The 22,084-nt window shown below is 51.5% G+C and carries 16 protein-coding genes; 10 read left to right on the plus strand and 6 right to left on the minus strand.

Going from position 1 to position 22,084, the window contains the following annotated elements; translation table 11 throughout:
- Positions 1-282: 282 nt before the first annotated feature.
- From AACZ40_RS09485 to AACZ40_RS09495, 3 genes are all read right to left on the minus strand, one after another.
- On the minus strand, positions 283-621 hold the full coding sequence (locus tag AACZ40_RS09485) for a hypothetical protein (protein ID WP_291176734.1): 339 nt from the start codon (positions 619-621) through the stop codon (positions 283-285).
- A 231-nt stretch (positions 622-852) separates the two neighbouring features.
- Entirely contained in the window at positions 853-1,182 is a 330-nt protein-coding gene (locus tag AACZ40_RS09490) for a hypothetical protein (RefSeq protein WP_291176737.1), read from the minus strand.
- A gap of 827 nt (positions 1,183-2,009) precedes the next feature.
- Positions 2,010-2,339, minus strand: a complete 330-nt coding sequence (locus AACZ40_RS09495; protein ID WP_291176740.1) for a hypothetical protein — start codon at positions 2,337-2,339, stop codon at positions 2,010-2,012.
- A gap of 656 nt (positions 2,340-2,995) precedes the next feature.
- On the opposite strand from AACZ40_RS09495, the gene AACZ40_RS09500 reads away from it, so the two are divergent.
- The gene (locus AACZ40_RS09500) at positions 2,996-3,865 is read left to right on the plus strand and encodes a formyltransferase family protein (protein WP_291176743.1); all 870 of its coding nucleotides are present in this window, start codon (positions 2,996-2,998) and stop codon (positions 3,863-3,865) included.
- 12 nt (positions 3,866-3,877) lie between these two features.
- On the opposite strand, the gene AACZ40_RS09505 is transcribed toward AACZ40_RS09500, so the two are convergent.
- The gene (locus tag AACZ40_RS09505) at positions 3,878-4,564 is read right to left on the minus strand and encodes a uracil-DNA glycosylase (RefSeq protein ID WP_291176747.1); all 687 of its coding nucleotides are present in this window, start codon (positions 4,562-4,564) and stop codon (positions 3,878-3,880) included.
- Positions 4,565-4,853: 289 nt separating this feature from the next.
- Between AACZ40_RS09505 and AACZ40_RS09510 the strand changes: the two genes are divergently transcribed.
- The gene (locus tag AACZ40_RS09510; RefSeq protein WP_291176750.1) at positions 4,854-5,357 is read left to right on the plus strand and encodes a hypothetical protein; all 504 of its coding nucleotides are present in this window, start codon (positions 4,854-4,856) and stop codon (positions 5,355-5,357) included.
- A 33-nt stretch (positions 5,358-5,390) separates the two neighbouring features.
- Here the strand turns inward: AACZ40_RS09510 and AACZ40_RS09515 are convergent, their stop codons facing one another.
- Positions 5,391-7,112 (minus strand): SMP-30/gluconolactonase/LRE family protein, encoded by a 1,722-nt coding sequence (locus AACZ40_RS09515; protein WP_291176753.1) that lies wholly within the window; start codon positions 7,110-7,112, stop codon positions 5,391-5,393.
- Between the two features lie 510 nt (positions 7,113-7,622).
- On the opposite strand from AACZ40_RS09515, the gene AACZ40_RS09520 reads away from it, so the two are divergent.
- From AACZ40_RS09520 to AACZ40_RS09540, 5 genes are all read left to right on the plus strand, one after another.
- The gene (locus tag AACZ40_RS09520) at positions 7,623-8,174 is read left to right on the plus strand and encodes an NUDIX hydrolase (RefSeq protein WP_291176757.1); all 552 of its coding nucleotides are present in this window, start codon (positions 7,623-7,625) and stop codon (positions 8,172-8,174) included.
- 94 nt (positions 8,175-8,268) lie between these two features.
- Positions 8,269-9,384, plus strand: coding sequence for an aminotransferase class I/II-fold pyridoxal phosphate-dependent enzyme (locus AACZ40_RS09525; RefSeq protein ID WP_291176760.1), 1,116 nt, complete (start codon positions 8,269-8,271; stop codon positions 9,382-9,384).
- 160 nt (positions 9,385-9,544) lie between these two features.
- Positions 9,545-11,236: a protein kinase gene (locus AACZ40_RS09530; protein ID WP_339674213.1), complete on the plus strand. Its 1,692-nt coding sequence runs from the start codon at positions 9,545-9,547 to the stop codon at positions 11,234-11,236.
- A 219-nt stretch (positions 11,237-11,455) separates the two neighbouring features.
- On the plus strand, positions 11,456-13,180 hold the full coding sequence (locus AACZ40_RS09535; RefSeq protein ID WP_291176766.1) for a SpoIIE family protein phosphatase: 1,725 nt from the start codon (positions 11,456-11,458) through the stop codon (positions 13,178-13,180).
- Positions 13,181-13,249: 69 nt separating this feature from the next.
- Complete coding sequence (locus AACZ40_RS09540; RefSeq protein ID WP_291176768.1) at positions 13,250-15,238, plus strand: helicase C-terminal domain-containing protein; 1,989 nt, start codon at positions 13,250-13,252, stop codon at positions 15,236-15,238.
- Positions 15,239-15,262: 24 nt separating this feature from the next.
- On the opposite strand, the gene AACZ40_RS09545 is transcribed toward AACZ40_RS09540, so the two are convergent.
- Positions 15,263-15,673 (minus strand): hypothetical protein, encoded by a 411-nt coding sequence (locus AACZ40_RS09545; protein WP_291176771.1) that lies wholly within the window; start codon positions 15,671-15,673, stop codon positions 15,263-15,265.
- Between the two features lie 450 nt (positions 15,674-16,123).
- On the opposite strand from AACZ40_RS09545, the gene AACZ40_RS09550 reads away from it, so the two are divergent.
- The 3 genes from AACZ40_RS09550 to AACZ40_RS09560 all read left to right on the plus strand — a co-directional run bounded on the left by AACZ40_RS09550 (position 16,124) and on the right by AACZ40_RS09560 (position 21,946).
- Positions 16,124-17,281 carry a serine/threonine-protein kinase gene (locus AACZ40_RS09550; RefSeq protein WP_291176774.1) on the plus strand — a complete coding sequence of 386 codons (1,158 nt, stop codon included), beginning with the start codon at positions 16,124-16,126 and terminating at the stop codon, positions 17,279-17,281.
- A 198-nt stretch (positions 17,282-17,479) separates the two neighbouring features.
- Positions 17,480-18,391 (plus strand): SGNH/GDSL hydrolase family protein, encoded by a 912-nt coding sequence (locus tag AACZ40_RS09555; protein ID WP_291176777.1) that lies wholly within the window; start codon positions 17,480-17,482, stop codon positions 18,389-18,391.
- Positions 18,392-18,460: 69 nt separating this feature from the next.
- Positions 18,461-21,946, plus strand: a complete 3,486-nt coding sequence (locus AACZ40_RS09560) for a PVC-type heme-binding CxxCH protein (protein WP_291176780.1) — start codon at positions 18,461-18,463, stop codon at positions 21,944-21,946.
- Positions 21,947-22,084: the final 138 nt, after the last annotated feature.

A 22,084-nucleotide genomic window follows, 5' to 3' on the forward strand; every position in this document is an offset into this window, starting at 1 on the left:
CCGTCAATCAATTCACGGAAGTTTTGTAATGCAGACGGTATGCCAGAGGGAGGGGATTGGCTGCTGTTCACAGGCCGATTGAACAGTTTATGTTCAAAACTGATAAAGACTTAGGGTGTGATGGAAATCAAGGAATCAGTGCGGGCATTAAAAGCGTGGATCCCCTTGAGGTGTTAAACAGCTTGAACACAAAGGTTAAACAAACTGTAAGCGCGTGTAATCGAAAAAGAACCGGCGGAAGTTCCGTCGGTTCTCTGAGAGAGCTTGTTTAGCAGCTGTCGATTATGGTGTGACGCTTTCAGAAGCAGTTACCGCTGAAGTACCTGTCACCAGGTCACAGGTGGTGTTCAAATCGCAGTCATCAACCGCATCATTGAACAGGGAACCAGCGTAGTGGCTTTTGGATTTGCCATCACAAAAAGTACTGGCACTAAAACCGGTATAAGCATAACTTTGATTCAGTGAACCGATGGCATTTGAGACATCGTTCAATTCGGTATTAACAGCAACAGCGACTTCGCTCAAACCGACGATCATTGCCAGTACAGCGATGGTCAATACCAGGACCAGTTCTGCAGAAATAATAAAGCCGTTTTCATCTTTCCATAATGCCCGCAACATGATTTTATCCCCTTGTTTTTTTAAATGTCTATTTTGAGAGCTGCTATAATGTATCCAGTTTTCGGTAGCGCCTCCAAGTCCATTTGGACCGAGTATAATAGATCGACAGACGCTATGGTTAAATGTAATGCGATCTAGAACTCCACTTGACGGAGTTTCATTTTCTTAGAAGTAAAAAGCTCTGTTCAGGATTTTCCTGAACAGAGCTTTTCAAGTTTGTCGTAATGAAAATTACGGAGTAGTAGCTTCAGAAGCAGTCACTGCTGCAGTACCTGTAACCAGGTCACAAGTTGTGTTCAGGTCGCAGTCATCGACAGAATCACTGAAACGTGAACCAGCGTAGTGGCTCTTGTTTTTCTCACCGGTACCAGCGAAACCTGTGTAGGCATAGCTCTGGTTCAGAGATCCGATTGCGTTTGAAATGTCGTTCAGTTCAGTGTTGACAGCAACAGCGACTTCGCTCAGCCCAACGATCATGGCCAGAACGGCGATGGTCAGTACGAGTACCAGTTCGGCTGAAATTACGAAACCTGCTTCATCGTTCCAAAGTTGATTTAACATCTTAGTGAGTTCCTTGGTCATAAAAATAAATTGAGAGACGAGTTTGTGGTTTGATTTCCGAGATAGAAAACAGCCCACGACATTGAGATAAATAAAGCGAAAGCGATATTTATCAATTTGCCAGATTGAGAGACTACGCTCCATTCAGGCACTTTTTGTGAAGTTACCGGCCCGTAACTTCACGGCACAAACTGCAGTGTTGTATTCATCAAAGTTCTATAAAATGCACGTTATGACCCGCGGAGCGGTGGAAGCCCAGAAAATGATGCAAAGACATCATCCGCATTGAATGCTCTCTCACCTTCATGCAATGCCGTTGACTTCTCTTCTTCTTTCGGGGACAAGTCGCGAGAATAAGAAGAAGCCTCAACACGGGTCACAACGTTGCGAATCAAACTGTGTCAGTAATCTCCAGGTAAATGAGTCGGTGATTGTTTAGCTTGTTACTTTTGTTTCTTGTTGCAGAGTTCATATCGCAGTCGGTGTGCCATTAGGGTGGTGGGGGAGTGTTGTGGGAAGTCCACAAAGCGTGTGGACCAGAAGAAACGCGAGGAGGGAATCGCTATAACTGTAATCAAACTTGTGGTTTACACATTCTGAAAAGAAAGGGCCAGAATGGCGCAGAAAGTTTGAGAGGTTGCGTGCAGGCAACATTCGTTATCAAGGATGTTGAACAGTCTGTAAAAGCGACTGTGAATCAAATGAGTTTTTTTTGAAACATCGGAACTCTGGCAGGGACGAATCCCTGTCAGAGTTCCGGATGAGTCGAATTAACTGATTATATCAGTTTCTCTCAATTCACACCTTAAGACCAAGGTGTAGTTACTTTAGAAAGTAGTACCTTCGTCAGCGGTGACAAGAGCAGTTCCAGTAACCAGATCACAAGTTGAGTTCAGGTCACAGTCATCTACCGAGTCAGCAAAGCGTGAACCGGCGTAGAAGCTTTTGGTCTTTCCACCATTACCCAGAAAACCAGTGTAAGCATAGCTCTGGTTCAGTGCTCCGATTGCGTTTGAAATGTCATTCAGTTCAGTATTGACAGCAACAGCGACTTCGCTCAGGCCAACAATCATAGCCAGAACAGCGATGGTCAGCACGAGTACGAGTTCTGCAGAGATGACGAAGCCAGCTTCGTCGTTCCAAAGTTGATTCAACATTTTTGAGTTCCTTGTGTTTTACTTGAGAGTTACGTTTTTGTTTTCGGCCCTGATCGAGAAACCATGAACCGCGAGAGACAACCTGGACGCTAACATGCTTCCAGGTCCCGGCAGTGGTTATCACTGGACCGGACAGACCTTGAGAAGGTCTCTCCGAAACTTCGTTAACCACAGGAAAGCAGCAGTTCAGAACAAAAGGTGAGAACCGGTTCACTCACGATCTGCCTGGGTTCAGAGATGTGGAGTACACATTCCCCTCCCTGCTCATTTCCCTTTTTGCCAGTTATGCTGATCGCATAGACCATGCCGAAGGAACTATCTTCATAAACGTTACAGGATGCAGAACACTCAAGTTTTAACTAACACCTTTAATGATTGCAGTTTAACAGCAACATTCTCTGCACTCGACAACGCTGGTTGTTCAGCAGGTGTGCCGGCTTTTGTAAGGATTCCGTTACATCGCTTTACATTTCATGTTTACGAAATCCAACAAATTCTTACATTGATCAGGATTGATCCGGTCGGCGAAAGATTCTGTGCCTTCCATTCAGAAGCAGCAGAGACTGGATTCGAGATGTGATACAATTACTGACCGGGTAAGAACATCCGGCTAACCGGAAGAGCAATATCACCGTTTGTGAAAGTGTAAAGACAGCATGCAGGTTACCATCACAGCCGTCGGACCGGACAATCGCGGACTGGCTGACCCCATCGTTCACTATGTGACCGGTGTGGGAGCCAATATTCATGAAATTCAGATGTATGACCATGATTCGGAACGTCTGTTTGCGATGCTGTTACGTATCGACTGGCCCACTGAGGTGGAGCCGATCTCCGTATTGCGCGAGCGGATTATGCAGATCGGGACGCAAAAAGGTTTGACGTTGCGCGTCTGGGCTCGCGATGAGCACGAACGGCCTCCCCGGATCGCAATCTGTACAACTTATCGTAGTGAGCCTGCTGAAGCCGTGTTAAAAGCGATTGAAGCGGGTGAGATCAACGCGACGCCGGCAGTCATTATCGGGAACCGGGATCGTTGTCAGTCTCTGGCCGATCGGTATCAGCTGGATTTTCATCATATCGGCGATGAGCGCGGGAATCCCGACAATACCAGGCTGGTCGAACTGTTCGATACCTATGAAGTCGATTATGTACTGCTGGCCCGGTATATGCGTGTCCTGCCACCACGTATCTGCTGGAGTTTTGCCGGCGGTCGCATTATTAATCTGCATCATGGCCTGCTCCCTTCGTTTCCCGGATTTCAGCCCTACGAAGATGCATTCAGCCACCATATGCTGACCTTTGGTGCCACGATCCATTTCATTATTCCCGAACTGGATGCAGGAAATCAGATCATACATCAGAACGCGTTCACGGTTTCGCCGGGAACATCCCTGAAAGAAATCAAACGGATTGGCGAAACGGAGCATGAGCCCGAATGCCTGGTGGAAGGGGTACGACGTGTGATCGATCAGGAAGTGGAACTGCATTTCCATCGCGTCGTTGGCAGGGAAGACAAAGCCTGACCCGATTCTGTTTTACCTGGCGTCCAGTTTCGTTTTGATCAGATCAAACACCGAATCAAACATGGGTTCCGTCAATCGACCGGTAAACGTGTTCTGCTGACTGGGGTGATAGCTGCCGATGAGCCAGTGACCGCCTGAAAACTGGTAGGCGGCGCCATGGGAAAATGCGGGTCGCTTTTCGGTCAGTTCTCCCTGGCGTTTTTTGAAGTCGAGCACGGCTTTCCAGCCGATCTGCCCGAGTGCCAGGAAAATCTGGACCGGCAGCATCTCTACAGTCTGTTCCAGCCAGGGGTGACAATTTTCGATTTCGTCGCGGGTTGGTTTATTCGCGGGCGGGGCACAATGGCAGGTGGCAGTAATGGCGCAGTTTATTAATTTCAGTCCGTCTGAACTATGTTCTGCGGTGGGCTGGCTGGCAAAACCAGCTTTGAACAGTGCACGATACAGCCAGTCTCCACTGCGATCGCCGGTAAACATTCTACCGGTGCGGTTGGCACCATGGGCGGCGGGAGCCAGTCCGACAATCAGCAATTGAGCCTGCGGGTCACCGAAATTAGGCACGGGTTGTCCCCAGTAGTCCCAGTCTTGAAAGGACTTTCGTTTTTCTTTCGCAATTTTCCGGCAGTGGGTCAGTAAACGTTCACACCGGGTGCAGTCAATAATGTTCTGATTCAATTTGTTCCACTGTGAAGCAGACATGCAGTCCTCAAGGCAAGGTAGTTGATGATCTCTGTCGGTAATGAATATCGTAACGATTAATCCGACAAAAACGATTTAAAGTGAATTCTCTACGCTACCAATACCAGCAAACAGGTCATATCGTCAAACCGGAGTCTATATTTAAAACGAACATTTTAAATTCGGGACTTGATAATTCGTCGCAGGCCACTTTACGATAGTGGGTACGTGATTCCAGCACCGACCAGGCCTCGGTAGATATTCCCCCAACAGATTTACAGCTTTTGACCTCGTTTCAGGAACAGCCACTGTGTCGAAACTACAACTTCCACTGATCTCCCTGATTGCTGCTATCCCTGGTGGCTTTTTAGCTTATCTGCTGGTGATGGCATTTTTGAACCATGCGGAATCGATGTCAACCATGCTGCTCGCGGTTGCTGGCACGACACTGCTGATGAGCGCTGTTCTGGTATTGATGCCCATCGGAGCTTTAATCTTTGGTCCCAAAGGGGGAGCGAAGAAAAAAGCGAAAGGCAAAGATTCGGAGGCAGCGGATTCATTTGACGAAGACGAAGCAGGCGACGAGGAACTGGTTTCCGATTCTGCCGCCGAACTGTCAGGCGAATTTGAAGACGATGAACTCGGCGATGATTTTGACGAAACGGATGACGATTCATTCGAATCAGCCGGTGATCTCGAAATCGGTGATGATTTTGATGATGCCGAAGTCAGTGGCCAATTGTCGGACAGTGAATTCGATTTCGCTGACGATGATTATGAATTCGATGAGGATGATGAAGAAGAGAACAAATAAACTTCGTCCCCTGCTTCACCCCTCGTCAGCCGTTTATTTCAGATTCTGCTGAAAGAACTGGTCCATATCTTCGACCATGTCATTGAACCAGGGCAACTGGTTCCAGCAGCCATGTTTGCCTTTGGGATAAACTTTAATGCCGGTGGTGACGCCCAGCAACTTCAGTTTTTCACGGGAAGGCACATTGCGGTCGGGATTATCGAGTTCACCCGTCATAAACAGCAGTGGTGGCGTTTTCTTATCGAAGTGCAGATAGGGATCGCTGAGCTTGTATAGCTCAGGAGCTTCATCAACCGATTTTCCCAACCATTGATTAGAGTAAGATTTGTTTCCGCTGTTGCGGGAGCGTTCTGCCACAGAGCCGGATGCCATTTCCATGGGGCCGGCCATCACAATGGCCGCCTGCAGCTTAGATGATTGAGCCGGATGGCCGGCGTCTCCCTGCAGCTGTTTTTCATCAGGTGCGGCTGCCATCAAACCGACCAGGTGACCACCGGCAGAGCCGCCGACAGCTCCGATCTGCTTCGGGTTAACATGGTACTTTTTCGCTTCCGCTCTCAGGAACCGGACGGCTGCATTGCAATCCTGGATAGCCGCAGGAAATTTTGCTTCATGGCCCAGACGGTATCCGACGGCCATGGTGACATATCCGCGTTCACTCAGCGCGACAGCCAGGGCGCGGAATTTTGTTTTGTCACCGTTCATCCAGCCGCCACCATGCACGACCACGACCGCAGGAAAAGGGCCTTTGCCCGACTGGGGGACGAAGATATCCGCCAGCAGTTTACGGGTTCCCGACTGTCCGTAGACCACATTCAAATGCGGCGTGACCGATTCGGGAACGGTGGTCGCGGGACGCTGTATCTTTCCGCCTGTCGCAGAGACAGCCGGTTCCGGCATACAGCCATAGGCATTCATTCGCTGACGATACAGGCCACCGAAACCGGTGATGTAAAGCGAACGCATGTCCGAATCCCCGAAAGCACAGTTGATGGGGCGTGTCGGCGTCGGAATTTTTGCCAGCAGTTTACCTGCGGGATTCCAGATCCAGATGTCAGCAGGACCCGCGCAATAGACGTTTCCCGCGCGGTCGATGGTCATTCCGTCTGCTCCCTTGTCCGGGCCGGAATCCATTTTTGCAAACAGCCGCCCGTTGTTGGTGACGCCAGGGCTGGTGACATCATAGGCCCAGATTTCTTTGGGAACGTAGGCAGCGACATACAGGGTTTTCCCATCCGGTGACAGAATCAGTCCATTCGGGGTTTTGATATCTTTGACGGCGACAGACTGCTTGCCTGCGGGCGAAATCCAGATGACTTCACCTGCACCTGTAAGTGTGTAATAGATGCCTCCCTGTTGATCGACGACCAGATCGTTGGGTTTGCGAGGAGGTTTGGCATCGGCGGGCTGACCGGCGATGGGAGTTTTCGTTTTGCCATTCAGCACACAGATCTGGCTGTTTCCATTGTCGGACAGGAAGAGCTTGCCATGGTTGAAATAACTGGCACTGATCCTGCCGGCGTCATCCAGAAAGACCGAAACTTTTCCCGTGCGGGGAGAAAAGCGATAGAGTTTCTCCCCCTTTACATCCGGGAAATACAGATTGCTTCCCCCATCCCAGGCAGGGCCGTCTGCCAGATCAAAGTCTGTGGCGATCGTTTCCAGCGGGGAAGTCGTATCGACGATGGAATCATCTGCCAGGGCGTGATTCCAAAGTAGTGAGAATGTGAATAGAAATAGCACGAGCGGTTTCATAGATGTTTCCTGATGTTTGAGAAAAAAAGTTCCCAACGAACATAATCAGCTGTTTTTTCCGGACCAGTCCAATCGGTCGCACGTTCCGGGTCTGCTTGATTCACTTTGCGGCGGCTTTTCAGAGCGATTTACATTTAATCAGAGCGATTCTCAAACTGATATACTCGACCCCAATGGCCCTGCAGACTCTACAGTAAACAGGATCCAGTCTAAGTGGCAAAAACCGCTGATGGCACATACAATTGAAGCAATCAGAAGTGGCAATCCAGGATGCCCGGAATTTGAGTGAACCTCGGCAGTAATTTATGTATCAAAAAAATAGAGATCGATCCAGCGTCTCTGCCTGGGCGTCTCTGTCTGGTCGTCGCATGTGAATCTGGTATCTATTCTCAGTAAACTGAATCAGCAGATCAATCGTTAAGGGGACGAATGAGCCTGTTCTGTCTAAGAAACATCCTGAGCCTGTTTGGGTTTCCCAACCTGTCTATTTGCATGAATTGAAAGATCACGATGAACGAGGAAGGTGAGGAATCCGATCAGACGATCATTGAACGCCGCTTTATCAGGCTGGTCCAGCGGGGGCGCTGGGAGTTTGTGCAGCGCGTGAATACGACGGGTGTCGTCTGCCTGTTTCCATTGACGGTGGATCGGTGGGTAATTTTTGTTGAGCAGTACCGTCCCCCCGTGGATGCGTGTGTGATCGAATTTCCGGCAGGTCTCGCGGGGGATATTGCAGGCCAGGAAGCGGAACTGCTGGAGACCGCTGCTGCCCGGGAACTGCTGGAAGAAACCGGCTACCAGGCGGGACGGCTGGTGCCGCTCGGTTCGACTGTATCCTCTGCGGGATTGACCGATGAAGCGGTCGAGTTTTTCCTGGCCCTGGACCTGCAGCAAGTCGGTGCCGGGGGAGGAGAGGAAACCGAAAATATTACGGTGCACGCGGTTCCCTTCGAGGAAATTGACGTGTGGCTACAGGCCGCACGAGACCGGGGATGTCTGCTGGATGCCCGGATTTATGCGGGCCTGTACTTTATCACGCAGCATCTTCAGAAAAACGGGTAAACGGTTCCTGCAATCATGGATTGAAGCGGATATGATAAGCCGCCGGTTGCTAAGTTGATCAACTCAACACTTAAATAAAAGAGAATGAAAACAAATGAGTGAAGAATGGATTGCCGACCGGATGCATCTGATTGATGCGTCTGGCATTCGAAAAGTATTTGACCTGGCAGCAAAGATGGAAAATCCGATTAACCTGAGTATCGGACAACCCCACTTCGATACACCAGATTCCATTAAAGATGCGCTCTGCCAGGCTGTGCGGGATGGCAAAAATGCTTACAGCCAGACGCAGGGAATTGCCCCCCTGATTGGAAAAATCCAGGCGCAGGTTGATGAGACCTATGGGCATGCGGACCGCCAGGTGTTTATCTCCAGTGGAACGAGTGGTGCGCTGATGCTGGTTTTAAATGCGCTGATCAATCCGGGAGATGAGGTCATCATCTTCGATCCGTATTTTGTGATGTATACACACCTCACGCGCGTGGTGGGAGGGACGCCGGTTTTTGTGGAAACCTATCCGGATTTCTCGATCGATATCGAAAAAGTCCGCGCCGCGATCACCGATCGTACGAAACTGATTTTGTTTAACAGCCCGAGTAACCCGACCGGGCATGTGGCCTCGGAAGAAGAGACCCGGGCGCTGGCGGAACTGGCGGCAGAGAAGAATATTGCGCTGGTCAGCGATGAGATCTATCGTTCCTTCTGTTATGACGACCCCTTTGTGAGTCCGGCTGCATACAACGAACAGGTCATCGTGATTGATGGCTTCAGTAAATCGCACTCCATGACCGGTCATCGGCTGGGCTTCGTGCATGGCCCCCGGAGCGTGATTCAGCAGATGATCAAACTGCAGCAATACACGTTCGTCTGCGCGCCCCATCCTGTGCAGTGGGCAGGGCTGGCTGCACTGGAATGCGATATCTCGGAGCGTGTCGACGAATATCGGGAAAAACGCGACCTGATGCGGAAGCTCCTCTCTGAGAAGTATACGATTTCCGGCGCCCAGGGAGCATTTTACATGTTTATCCGGACTCCCTGGGGGACGGCAACCGAATTCTGTACCGCGGCCATCCAGAATAATCTGCTGATTATACCGGGTAATGTGTTCAGTGGTCGGGATACGCATTTTCGGATTTCGTATGCCCAGGAGAACCCGATTCTGGAGCAGGGAGCCGAAATTCTGAACCGTCTGGCAGACCATCCAATGTGAATTATCCGTTAACCACGTGTTTAACTTCCGTCGGGAGCCGGTTTTTTGAGACAATTGAAAACTTTCTCTATACCTGAAAGGGTATCACCTCTATTATGGAAAGAGTGTGCCGCTTTCTTTCAGTGATCAATCGACTTACGATACTGCCAGATAACAACTTATGCCATCTGAAAAGCCGCAGAATAAGACCAGTAAGGTTTCGGCTGAAACCACTGACGACAGCGCTGTCTCTCCCTCGCGTGAGCCGGAAGGGCTGCGTCTACCCCCTGCAACCGGGTTTGAGGAGTCTGATTCCACACAGGAGACTATCTATCGGTCCAGCGAGACCACACAAAAGCTGCATTATCCTCTCGAATCGGTGAGGCTGATTGGCAAACAGCTGGGTGATTTCAAGATCCTGCGCAAACTGGGGCAGGGAGGGATGGCGACCGTATACCTGGCCGAGCAGGTTTCGCTCAAACGTGAAGCTGCCATCAAGATCATGCACAGTGAACTGATGAGTGATGAAACTCACGTCAGACGATTCGAACGGGAAGCAAAGGCTGCTGCCGGTTTGACCCACCCTAATATAGTCCAGGTTTATATGACGGGCGATTTTGACGGCACGCATTATATCGCGCAGGAATATGTACGTGGCGTCAATCTGAAAGAGCATCTGGCACGGAATACTCCCCCCGATTGTGCCTTGATCCTTCGCATTATGAGACAGGTGACGGCTGCTTTAAACGCGGCTGCAGAAAAGGGAATCGTGCATCGGGATATCAAACCTGAAAATATCATGATCACTTCTAAAAAGCTGATCAAGGTGGCTGATTTCGGTCTGGCACAGATCGGTCAGACAGAAGAACGGGTGAACCTGACGCAGGTGGGAACCACCATGGGCACTCCCCTGTACATGAGCCCGGAACAGGTCAATGGCAGAAACCTCGACCAGCGGAGCGACATCTATTCCCTGGGAGTCACCTGTTATCATCTGATCTCGGGCAAACCCCCCTTTCATGGCGAAACGGCTCTCTCCATTGCTGTGAAACATCTGAATGAAGCCGCTTTTCCACTGAAAAAACGCCGTCCCGATCTGCCTGAGGAACTCTGTAGCCTGGTGCATCGGATGATGGAAAAAGATCCGGACAAGCGGCCTGCAAATGCGACTGAACTGATGCAGGAAATTAAAAAAATATCGGAAGAGAGTCCCGGCATTCACAAACGCAGCTGGCGCGAAATGCTGCCGTTCCAGGAAAATCGCAGCTTTCAGAAACAACTGCTGGCATTTGTACTGGCATCCCTCAGTCTGGGTGGCGTGGCAGCAGCAGTGGGTTGGGTGAATCGGCCCGGCAATCCACTGGAGGCGCCCTACCAGGCATCCAGCGACGCGGACTCGGAACCGACCATCATTCCCAAAGAGGAAAATGCATCCAAACAGTTTTTCCTGGCAACGCGACTGAGTGTCAGTGAAGATGCCTGGCAGGCCGTCATTACGAATTATCCGGACGATGAAATCTATACGCCTCGGGCGAAAATTCGCCTGGGAGTGTTATTGATCAGGCCGGGACGGTATGGGGAAGCCAGGACGATTTTTCAGGAACTGGTTAATTCAGGGCAGTCAGACCAGGTGACCAATGGTTATGCCGGCCTGATGGCTTTGGAGAGTCTCAATGGACAGGCACGAAAATCACAGGATATCTGGGAACTTTATGTCAAAGATCAGATCAATGGACTGGATGCGGAATTACGGGATATCGTGATACTGGCATTAGAGAGAAATCAGAAATCACCTCAGATTACAACTAAAGAAGATCTACAAAAACTATTTGAATCTTTTCAAACTGAAGAAGAGCAGAATTTCACTCCCTGATATCGGGGGCCGGCTTTCTCAAGGGTTCTGGGAATCTTCGGGAGACAGCGGGACGCAAGCGCTGTCATTTTTCAGAAAATGTTCTATAATAAGCTTTTGTACTGAAGGGACTGAGGATGCCTCTGGATCTGCGAGATTTTGAAGGCAGGTTCAGGCCGGAGCCTCGGTACCGAGCTGTTCAACTTTATCAGTCAAACTCCAGTCTAGTCGGGCACAACGGTGGCGATTTTACAAATACTCAAAGGGAAGGTTCCCGAACAGATCGTCGAGCTGAATGGCGAGCGGGTGATCATGGGCCGCCACCCGAATTGTGAAATTGTGCTCGATAATGTCGCCGTCAGTCGTTATCACGCCCAGATTCTGGAAAGTCACGGCTTTTTTTATCTGGAAGATCTGCACAGTCGCAATGGCACCCTGCTGAACGGGACCGTGATCGAAGGTCGGACGGAACTGCATGAAAACGATACGATCAGTATCTGCGATATTGAGATGCAGTTCCTTTTGGACTATCAGCAATCTCCGGAATTCATTGATTCCGCGATTCAGCAGACCCTGGAAGTGACGAATCAGTCCCTGAAACAGGATTCGCATCTTTCGCTGGATGACGCCGATTCCAGTGAAGGAGTGCTGGATGGGTCGTCGATTATCAGTTCACTCGATCTGAATACCAGCAGCCAGTTACGGATCAACGTCAAACCCGAAGTGAAGCTGCATGCGGTGCTGGAAATCAGTCAGATTCTCAGCCGCGCCTTGAAACTGGACGAAGTGCTGCCGCGAATTCTGGATGGTCTGTTCAAGATCTTCCCTCCCGCTGACCAGGGCTTCATCATGTTGCAGAGCCCGGAGCGAAAAAAACTGGTAGTGAAGGCTACCAAAGCCAGGCGGAATGAAGACGAAGATTCGATTCGCATAAGTACGACCATTGTCCGCCAGGCGATCATGAGCGGCTCTGCGATTCTGAGTGCGGACGCCGTTGAAGATGATCGTTTCAAGATGAGCGAGAGTATCACTTCGTTACGAATTCGTTCCATGATGTGTGTTCCCCTGGTTTCCCAGGGAGGGGACATTCTGGGAGTGATTCAGATTGCGACCCGCGATATCGGCCAGCAGTTTAATAAAGATGATCTGGATGTGCTGGTGGCGATCACGCAGCAGGCGAGCCTGGCGGTTGAGAATGCGAAGCTGCATGAGGACCTGGTCAGGCAGCGGGATATCGAACGCGACCTGGAGTTTGCCCATCAGATTCAGCTGGGATTACTCCCCCACAATCGTCCGAAATATAAAGAGTACGAATTCTTCGATTACTACGAATCGGCCCAGAGTGTGGGCGGCGATTATTTTGATTACATCGAATTGCCCAGTGGAAAACTGGCTGTCACGCTGGGAGACGTCGCCGGAAAAGGGGTACCCGCGGCGATTCTGATGGCGCGGTTGTATGCGTCTGCCCGGTATCAGGTGCTGTCCCGGAATACGGCTGATAAAGCGCTGGCGGAATTGAATACAGAAATCGCTTCGAGTGGCGTGGGGCTGCGTTTTATCACCTTCATCCTGGCGGTCCTGGATCCCAAAAAACATACCGTCTCCCTCGCCAATGCCGGTCACATGGCGCCCCTGCTGCGCAAATCGTCTGATGGCAGTGTCGAACCGATAGCCCAGGACAAGTCGGGGATGCCCCTGGGGGTATTGAAGAAGCAGGTGTTCCATGTGGAAACGATCACCCTGGAAAAAGGGGATACCCTGCTGCTGTATACTGACGGGGTCACCGAAGCCATGGACCAGGACAACAAGTTGTATCATAAGGATCGACTGGTCAAATATCTGAAGGCCGGTCCCGAAGCGGTAGAGCCACTCGTGAAGGGGCTGCTGTCGGATGTGGAATCCTTTCGAAACGAATCCATGCAGAAAGACGACATCTGTGTGGTCTGTTTCCGCCGCAAAAAATAATATTAACCGGCAGAACGTTCCTGACCGATCCCTGGTTCTGCTGTTCAATCTCACTGGATGAGGCCCACTTTGACTACTGATGTACTTTCTATTCTCGGCAGCGATGGCAAAATCGCGCAGCGGCTCGAAAAATATGAGCATCGCCCCGAACAACTGGAGATGGCGGAAGCCGTGGCCAGCGCGATCGAACAGAAACAGCATCTGCTGGTAGAAGCAGGAACGGGGGTCGGAAAAAGTTTTGCTTACCTGGTGCCTGCGATCCTGGCGACCTGTAAACAGAACGAAACCCGCTCGGGCAAGGATCGGAAGCGGTTGATTGTCTCCACGAATACGATCAGCCTGCAGGAACAGCTGATTACCCGCGACATTCCGTTTTTAAATGCCGTGTTGCCGGTCGAATTTTCTGCAGTACTCGTCAAAGGGCGCTCGAACTATATCAGCCTGCGTCGACTGAAAGGCGCTGTCGAGCGGGCCAGTAGTACCTTTTCGAAAGAAGAAGAACTGAGTCAGCTGGATCAGATCGTGAAGTGGTCTCATAAAACCACCGATGGCAGTCGCGCGGATCTGGAGTTCCGGCCCATTCCTAAAATCTGGGATGAAATTCAGAGTGAGCACGGGAACTGCCTGGGCAAACGCTGTGCGACTTACAACGACTGTTTTTATTACCGGGCACGGCGACGTGTCTGGAATGCCGACGTGCTGGTGGTGAATCATGCGTTGTTCTTCTCTGATCTGGCAATTCGCCGGGAGGGCAGCAGTATTCTTCCGGATTACGATACCGTCATTCTGGATGAAGCGCATACCATCGAGTCGGTCGCCGGCGATCACCTGGGGCTTTCCATTACGAACAGTCAGTTCGATTACCTGTTTAACAAACTGTATAACGATCGTACCCAGAAAGGCCTGCTGCTGCATCACAATCTGGTGGACTGTCAGCAGCATGTCACGCGACTGCGATTTATGGTGGAAGATTTATTCGATCACCTGCTGGAATGGCAGGACAGTACCGGGCTGTCCAATCGCAGGATCAGGCAGTTGCCTCCGATCGAAAATGGTGTTTCCCACGAGATGCGATTACTGGCGGCACGCATTACTGAATACGCTTTCACTCTGAAAAATGAAGAAGAGAAGATCGAACTGTCCTCGGCAGCGGAGCGCTGTACTGCCCTGGGAGACTCCTTGAACAGCTGGCTGACGCAGCAGGCGGAAGGCGATTCTGTCTACTGGGTGGAAACTACTCGCGGGCGCAATCAGCGGGTGAAAATGGTCAATGCGCCGGTGGATGTCGGGCCGGTGCTTCGTGATGAACTGTTCAACCAGGCGCAGACGGTCATTTTAACTTCAGCGACCTTAGCGGTCGGCGATCAGGATTTCAGTTTTACGCGTTCGCGCCTCGGGTTAAATCAGTCAGAAGAATTAAAACTGGGCAGCCCGTTTAATTACAAAGAGCAGGTGCGGTTGATTCTCCCCGCTTCGATGCCCGATCCGGGCGAGAACCCGGCGGCGTATGAAGCGGCGGTCGCAGTGAAATTAAAGCAGTATATTGAACAGACCGACGGTCATGCCTTCGCGTTGTTTACCAGTTATAAAATGATGCAGCAGTGTGCCGACCGCATCAGTGGCTGGCTGCAGGAACACAACCTGGCATTGTACCTGCAGGGCGAGGGGTTACCGCGTTCCCTGATGCTGGAGCGGTTTCGTAATAATCCACGGGGCGTCCTGTTTGGGACGGACAGCTTCTGGCAGGGAATCGATGTGCCCGGCGATGCCTTGACCAACGTCATCATCACCAAGCTGCCTTTCAGTGTTCCCGATCATCCGCTGCTGGAAGCCCGCGTCGAAGCCATTCGGAACCGGGGGGGAAATCCTTTTATGGATTACCAGATTCCGGAAGCGATCATCAAACTGAAACAGGGTTTTGGCCGGCTGATTCGAACGGCCAGTGATCATGGCCAGGTGGTCATTCTTGATCCCCGCGTGCGCACCAAACGCTACGGGGAAAAGTTCCTGGAGAGCCTGCCCGACTGCACGATGATCATTGATGAGCAGGATGATTGAACGCAGTAAAGAAATCGGTCGGGATTATTCCGAACCGAAAACGATGTCGCTGCTGCAGTATGAACCGCCAAAATTATTGGCCAGGGTGACGACCTGGTCCAGCCCATCCAGAAAAAGCGCGCGGCTTAAATCGCTGAGCGGGTGTAAAAAGACGGACCACAGCACACCATCGCCAATTGCGTAGCGAGCATCCAGGGAGCGGTCAAAATTGGCTTCCATCACATCCCACAGATCGTCTTCTTCCAGGTCTTCCTCTTTGAGAATGGGGGTCATGATACGCACGCGATCATGTTCTGTATCGACAATCAAAAACAGGACTCGCTTACCGTATTCTACTTTCCAGCAACCCTCTCCCGCTTCCAGAATCTGACCTACTTCATCAATCAGTTGTGAAATCGATTGCGCGTTTAACGTTGATTTGATGGTCGCAATCATTTGTCCTGCTCCTTGAACAAGTATCCTGAACTTTTGAAATCGGAAACCGGTAAAAAACCGAGTGGAACCTGAAGGTCCGGGTTCTTGTCCAAACCAGTACTTTCAGGAACTCTGCCCTGTTTTTGTTCACAGGATGTGATACGATTCCTGTTACCGGGCCGATTTCCATGTGCCTTTAATGTCTATTGTTTATCACTTCACTTCAAAAAAGCAACAATTATTTTGAATCGTTCCCGAATTAGAGAATGCCGCCAATTTTACATTCGGCGAATCCTGATTATGATACGCGATCCAAAAATGCTCACGAAATCGGATTCCCTCGGAAATGATCCTGTCTAACAACTGTCGACACTTTGTATTTCGATTCCAATCTGTCACGACAGTCGCAGCAACGATTTCGGTATGAATTATTTCGAGAGACTCTGATTTCTTTACTGATGCGGAAATACTTTGACTACGAATAACTCCTCACATCCTGTTTCGCTGGACGAATTAGACCAGCAATACCAGAGCCTGCTCGACGGCCAATCCCTGGTCTGGCAAAATCAACGGGATTTTTCCCGCTGCCTGGGTGTCGGCGGACAGGGGGTGGTGTATTTAAGTGCCCGTCAGGGCGCGGATGGATTTCAGATCCCGGTCGCGCTGAAGCTCTTTTCACCGAAACGTTACGCCGATGTGACCGCCTATCAGAGCGAGATGGCGCGACTCTCGCAGGTGGCAGCCCAGGTAGCGCGGGTGCAGGAAAATCACCTGGTCGCCGTACAGAATTTTGTCACCCGCAATCAAATCTACATCATGGAAATGGAGTGGATCGATGGCTACGACTTGCGGAGCCTGTTGACGCCGGCGACATTCAAACAGATTCGTGAACAGGTCACGTCGAGGCGCTGGCGGAATATCAATAATAATGTGTTTACCAAGGGAGTTCAGCAACCGCGCCTGAAGCCGGGAATTGCAGTGGCGATACTGCGGGAGTGCCTGGCAGCGCTGGCGGCGTTACATCGTAACGAGATCATCCACTGCGATATGAAGCCGGCCAATATCATGCTCAAACGCAGCGGGAACGCCAAGATTATCGATATTGGATCAGCCATCGATTTAAACAATCTGCCTTCCACGCAACCCTGTACGCCGACATATGCGGCTCCGGAAGTTCTTTCCGGCGGGCGGGCCACCCCCCAGTCCGATCTTGCCAGCCTGGGATATATACTGATCGAAGTCATTACCGGATTTCAACCATTCGCGAATCTGAAATACGCGCAGTTGATTAAAGCCAAACAGAATATCCTGCAACAGCTGCCCCAGTGGTTTCCCGCTGAAGAGTTCGCGCTCAGTGAACCATTGATGAAGCTCATTCATCGTCTGGTGCATCCCGATCCGACAGAACGCTTCCCGTCAGCAGAAGCCGCTGATCTGGGCGAAGATGGTGCGGCCGAATTTCATCGACTGCTCGTCAAAAGTGATCTTCCCAGTGACTATGAAAACGAATTGCGGCTCTGGATTGAGGAAGTCGAAACGGATTACTTTGAAGATGTCCAGTTGAACTCCGATCCGGACACCACCGTGTTCACCACCCGGGAATGGCAGGAAGAGGGGCAGGATCAGTGATCAGCGGAGCCTTGAATCGCGGTCATTCATCGCGATAACTTTACAAGGCTAATTTAAACAGACCCGGTGAGCATTTGTTTTGAATCGCCGATTCCTGACCTGTTTTTTCTGATTCCTGATTTGCTGTCACTCACACGGCCTGCTATTTTAGCGTAGAAGAACTATCCACTACACATATATTGTATTTGAGGTTTCTCCGTGAATCAGCGTCTGACCGTCTGCCTGCTTCTGTTTGTGTTTTTCTCTGCCCGATTCGTTTCCGCGGCTCCTCCTGCACTGGAATTGAAATCGGGTGACCGGATTGTCTTTCTGGGTAACACCATGATTGAACGGGCCCAGAAATTCGGGAGCTGGGAAAGCGTATTTCTGCGCAGTTTTCCCCAGGCAAAGCTCTCATTCCGTAACCTGGGCTGGAGTGGCGATACGGTCTGGGCGGAATCACGGGGTATCTTCGATCCTCCGGCCGTGGGTTATCAGCGGATGATCAAGCAGATCAGCGAGCTCAAACCGACTTACATTCTGCTGGGATACGGCGGAAACGAAGCGTTCGCCGGCAAAGACGGTTTATCTGCTTTTCAGACACAGTTACAGAAGCTGATCACCGATTTGAAACCGACGGGCGCGAAATTGATTCTGGTTTCGCCTCACCGCTATGAAAATGAAGGCGCGCCACTACCAGACCCCGGGAAACACAATCAGAATCTGAAGCCGTATGCCGACCTGCTGCAGCAGACTGCGGAGAAAGGCAATCATTATTTTGTCGATTTTTATTCGCAGTTGATTCCGGAACCCAAAGGGGAACCCGGCTTAGAGTGGACGACCAACGGGATTCATCTGACGAAAGCAGGTTATGAACGGGCGGCAGGCATCATCGCCGTTGATCTGGGACTGAAGCCGATTGAACTTTCCCCTGCCGTGGCTGAGGAAGTTGCTCAACTGACATTCGAGAAGAACCGTCAGTATTTTTATAACTGGCGTCCTCAGAATATTACCTATCTGCTGGGCTTCCGCAAACATGAGCAGGGACAGAATGCGAAAGAACTTCCCCAGTTCATTCCGTTAATCGAAGCCAAAGAAGCTGCGATCCACAGCCTGGTTTCTTCGCATTAGCTGCCTGAGCCTCATTCCGACTCACGACAATATCCCGACCTGTTATAGATCTCTGCAAGGATCGTTCCTGTGATAAATCAACGCTCTTCCTTATTTCAAAGTATTTTCTTCAGTGCCCTCTGTCTGTTGAGTCTGTTTTCGAATTCAACAGTCCGGGCCCAGCGCGACCTGACAGACATTCCCGCTCCCGATCCGGAACTGGAACGGAAGTCGTTCAAGGTGGCTGAAGGGTTCGAGGTGAATCTGTACGCGTCCGATCCTCAGATTGCCAAACCGATTCAGATGAATTTTGATGCGCAGGGGCGACTCTGGATTGCCTCATCGGAAATTTATCCGCATATCAAACCGGGTGAAAAAGCCAACGACAAAATTCTGGTCGTGGAAGATCAGGATGGTGATGGAACCGCAGATAAAACAACGGTTTTTGCGGATGGTCTGCTGATTCCGACCGCTGTCATGCCCGGCGATGGCGGCGCGTATGTCGGGAACAGTACCGAACTGCTGTTTCTGAAAGACACTGATGGCGACGGCAAAGCCGATGTCCGCAAAACGGAACTGGCAGGATTTGGAACAGAAGACACGCATCATATCCTGCACACACTCCGCCGCGGACCTGCGGGACAACTGTTTTTCAATCAGTCGATTTATATTCACAGTCATATCGAAACACCCTATGGGGTGCGTCGACTGAATGGCGGGGGGATCTGGAAGTACCAGCCGGAATCGATGGAACTGGAAGTGGTCATGCGGGGCATGGTCAACAGCTGGGGACACCACTTCGATCGCTGGGGGCAGTCGTTCTGCACGGACGGAGCCTATGGTCACGGAATCAACTACACATTCCCCGGCGCCGCGTTTGTGACGGCGGTGGGCATGGATCGGGTTCTGAAAGGACTGAATCTCGGAAGCCCCAAGCATTGCGGCCTGGAGATTCTCAGCGGTCGTCATCTGCCCGATGACTGGCAGGGAAACATGATTACCAACGACTTCCGCGGACATCGCGTCTGTCGTTTTGTCGTGACGGAAAACGAAGCCGGTTATGTTTCACGCGAACAGGTGGAGCTGATTAAAACCGACCATGTCGCCTTCCGGCCGATTGATGTCAAGATGGGCCCCGATGGTGCGATTTACATCGCCGACTGGTACAACCCGATCATTCAGCATGGTGAAGTCGATTTCCGGGATCCGCGCCGCGATCACACACATGGCCGAATCTGGAGAGTCACTTATAAAGGCAAACCCACTTTACCCCGACCGCAGCTGGTGGATGCGTCAAACCAGGAACTGCTGGAAGCCTTGAAACTGCCCGAAGAATGGACACGTCAAAACGCCAAGAATGTGCTGCGTGAACGAGGCCGGGAGAAAGTAGAACCCGACCTGAAAGCCTGGCTGGAAACTCTCGATCCCCAGGATCCGCAGTTTGAGCACAATCAGCTGGAAGGCCTGTGGGTCGCGCAGAGCATCAGCAGTGTGCAGCCCGAGCTGCTGAAACGCTGTCTGTCTGCGAAAGATGGCCGCGCCCGGGCGGCCGCGGTTCGCGTGGCCCGGCACTGGAAAGACAAACTGCCGGAAACGTATGCATTGATCGCTCCCCTGGCGGGAGACGAGCATCCCCGTGTGCGTCTGGAAGCGGTTCGGGCGTTGTCCTTGTATGATCAACCGACTCTGCTGACAGACGCCTACCAGGCCCTCGATCACCCCGTGGATGAATTTCTGGATTACGCCTTGTGGCTGACGACCCGCGAAACCAAATCAATCTGGCTGCCGCAGGTGCTGAAAGGGACTTCCACGTTGCAGAAAGAACCCAAAAAACTGCTGTTTGCTTTAACGGCCGTAAATTCCCCCGAAGTCGCGCCGGTGATTACGAAACTGATTCAAACGGGACAGATCCCCGACAGCGAACTGCAGACGAGTCTGAATCTGTTGGGAAAATTTGCCAACGCCGGCGATCTGCAGCAGTTATTTGAACTCGCGCTCAAACCGGATACGAAGCCCGCACACCAGGCGGCAATTCTTCGTGCTCTGGCTCAGGCCGTTCAGACGCGAAAAATGCGACCTACCGGGGAACTCGAAGCGTTACAGCAACTGTTCCGGTCTGATAACCCCGCGGTGCAGCAGGCGGCCATTGAATGTGCGGGTCTCTGGAAGATCGGTTCGTTAGAGCAGCCTATTCGCGAGCTGGCACTATCGGATCAAACCCGTCTCGCATTGCGTAAGACAAGTCTGCATGCCCTGGCCCGACTGGGAGGCAAAGAGAATCAGCAATTGTTGCTGAAACAGAGTGAGGGTGCCGAATCAGAGGCACTGGCGATTGCAGCGGTCGCTGCTTTGGCGGAGATGAATGTCAAACTGGCTGCCGCGCAGACGGTGAAGCTGATGGAAACGGTGACGTCCCCCGATCAGTTAACGGCGCTGTCAAATATCTTTCTGCAGCGTAAGGGGGGCGCGGAAGTACTGGTGCATGCGTTGAAAAGGAAGAACATCGCCAAGGATGCTGCGATTCACCTGGGCCGCTCCATTCAATCGACGGGACGCTCCAACCCGGCGCTGGCGAAAGCGATTGCCGTTGCCGGAGGGCTGTCCAGCAGCGGTGCGCCTCAACCGGTCAATCTGTCACCCGAGGAAATGGCGAGCATGATCCATGCTGTCAAAACAGAGGGCAATGCCCGGCGTGGTGAAGCGATCTTCCGCCGGGAAGATCTGTCCTGTTTGAAGTGTCATGCGATTGGTGGCGCTGGTGGTAAGGTCGGTCCCGATTTAATCAGCCTGGGAGGCAGTTCCCAGCCCGATTACATTGTCGACTCACTGCTCAATCCGAATAAAGCGGTTAAGGAAAATTATAATGCCGTGACCGTGGTGACGTTACAGGGGAAAGTGTATTCGGGCGTGCTGGTGCGACGTTCTGACAGCCAGCTCGTGTTGCGGGATGTCAACGACAATATCATGAATATCCCCCTGGAGCAGATCGACGAAGAATCGCCGGCGGCTTCATTGATGCCGGTTGGCCTGCTGGAGAAATTGACTCAGCAGGAACTGACCGACCTGGTCCGTTTCCTGACGGAGCTGGGGAAAACAGACGCGTATACGGTCAGCAAGGATCGCGTGGTCCGTCGCTGGCGCGTGATGAAAGGCACCCCCGACGCGATGAATGCGATCCGCCGGACCCGTCATGCGACCGCAGCGACTGAGAACCCGGCCTTTGTCTGGGAACCCGCTTACAGTCGCGTGGATGGCAGTCTGCCCGTGCGAAAATTTGATGAGATCGGTAAGTTGCATGTTTCGAATCGCGCGACAGGCGCGGCGTTTGTCCGCTGTGAACTGGAAGCGCTCTCACCCGGCAAAACGGTTCTGAAGTTCAATTCCGTAGATGGTTTGAAAATGTGGCTCGGCGAAAAACCAATCGTCCTCAAACCGGAAACCGAAATCGAACTGACGAAAGGCGTGCACCGCCTGACGTTCGCCATTGACCTCACCCCCGAACGCGATGTACTGCGGCTGGAGTTACTCGATGCTCCCAGCTCACCGGCCCAGGTGGAGATTCTTAATGGGAAGTGAGTTGAGATTTACGGCTTGAGTTTCATTCGGGAAACTGATGAATGTAAGAGTTGATCTGGCGTTCCGGGGCCGGATAGAATGAGCTTTCGTACTGGTATCTCAGTTTAAGTTGACTTGAGTCTCTCGTAAGGATTGCCG

This window comes from uncultured Gimesia sp. (genome assembly GCF_963972345.1).
Taxonomy (GTDB): Bacteria; Planctomycetota; Planctomycetia; order Planctomycetales; family Planctomycetaceae; genus Gimesia.

Bases quoted from the DNA above. Each gene is read 5' to 3' on its own strand.
- AACZ40_RS09500 (WP_291176743.1), top strand. From the start codon at position 2,996: ATGCAGGTTACCATCACAGCCGTCGGACCGGACAATCGCGGACTGGCT.
- AACZ40_RS09545 (WP_291176771.1), bottom strand. From the start codon at position 15,673: ATGATTGCGACCATCAAATCAACGTTAAACGCGCAATCGATTTCACAA.
- AACZ40_RS09490 (WP_291176737.1), bottom strand. From the start codon at position 1,182: ATGTTAAATCAACTTTGGAACGATGAAGCAGGTTTCGTAATTTCAGCC.
- AACZ40_RS09520 (WP_291176757.1), top strand. From the start codon at position 7,623: ATGAACGAGGAAGGTGAGGAATCCGATCAGACGATCATTGAACGCCGC.
- AACZ40_RS09505 (WP_291176747.1), bottom strand. From the start codon at position 4,564: ATGTCTGCTTCACAGTGGAACAAATTGAATCAGAACATTATTGACTGC.
- AACZ40_RS09530 (WP_339674213.1), top strand. From the start codon at position 9,545: ATGCCATCTGAAAAGCCGCAGAATAAGACCAGTAAGGTTTCGGCTGAA.
- AACZ40_RS09515 (WP_291176753.1), bottom strand. From the start codon at position 7,112: ATGAAACCGCTCGTGCTATTTCTATTCACATTCTCACTACTTTGGAAT.
- AACZ40_RS09525 (WP_291176760.1), top strand. From the start codon at position 8,269: ATGAGTGAAGAATGGATTGCCGACCGGATGCATCTGATTGATGCGTCT.
- AACZ40_RS09485 (WP_291176734.1), bottom strand. From the start codon at position 621: ATGTTGCGGGCATTATGGAAAGATGAAAACGGCTTTATTATTTCTGCA.
- AACZ40_RS09495 (WP_291176740.1), bottom strand. From the start codon at position 2,339: ATGTTGAATCAACTTTGGAACGACGAAGCTGGCTTCGTCATCTCTGCA.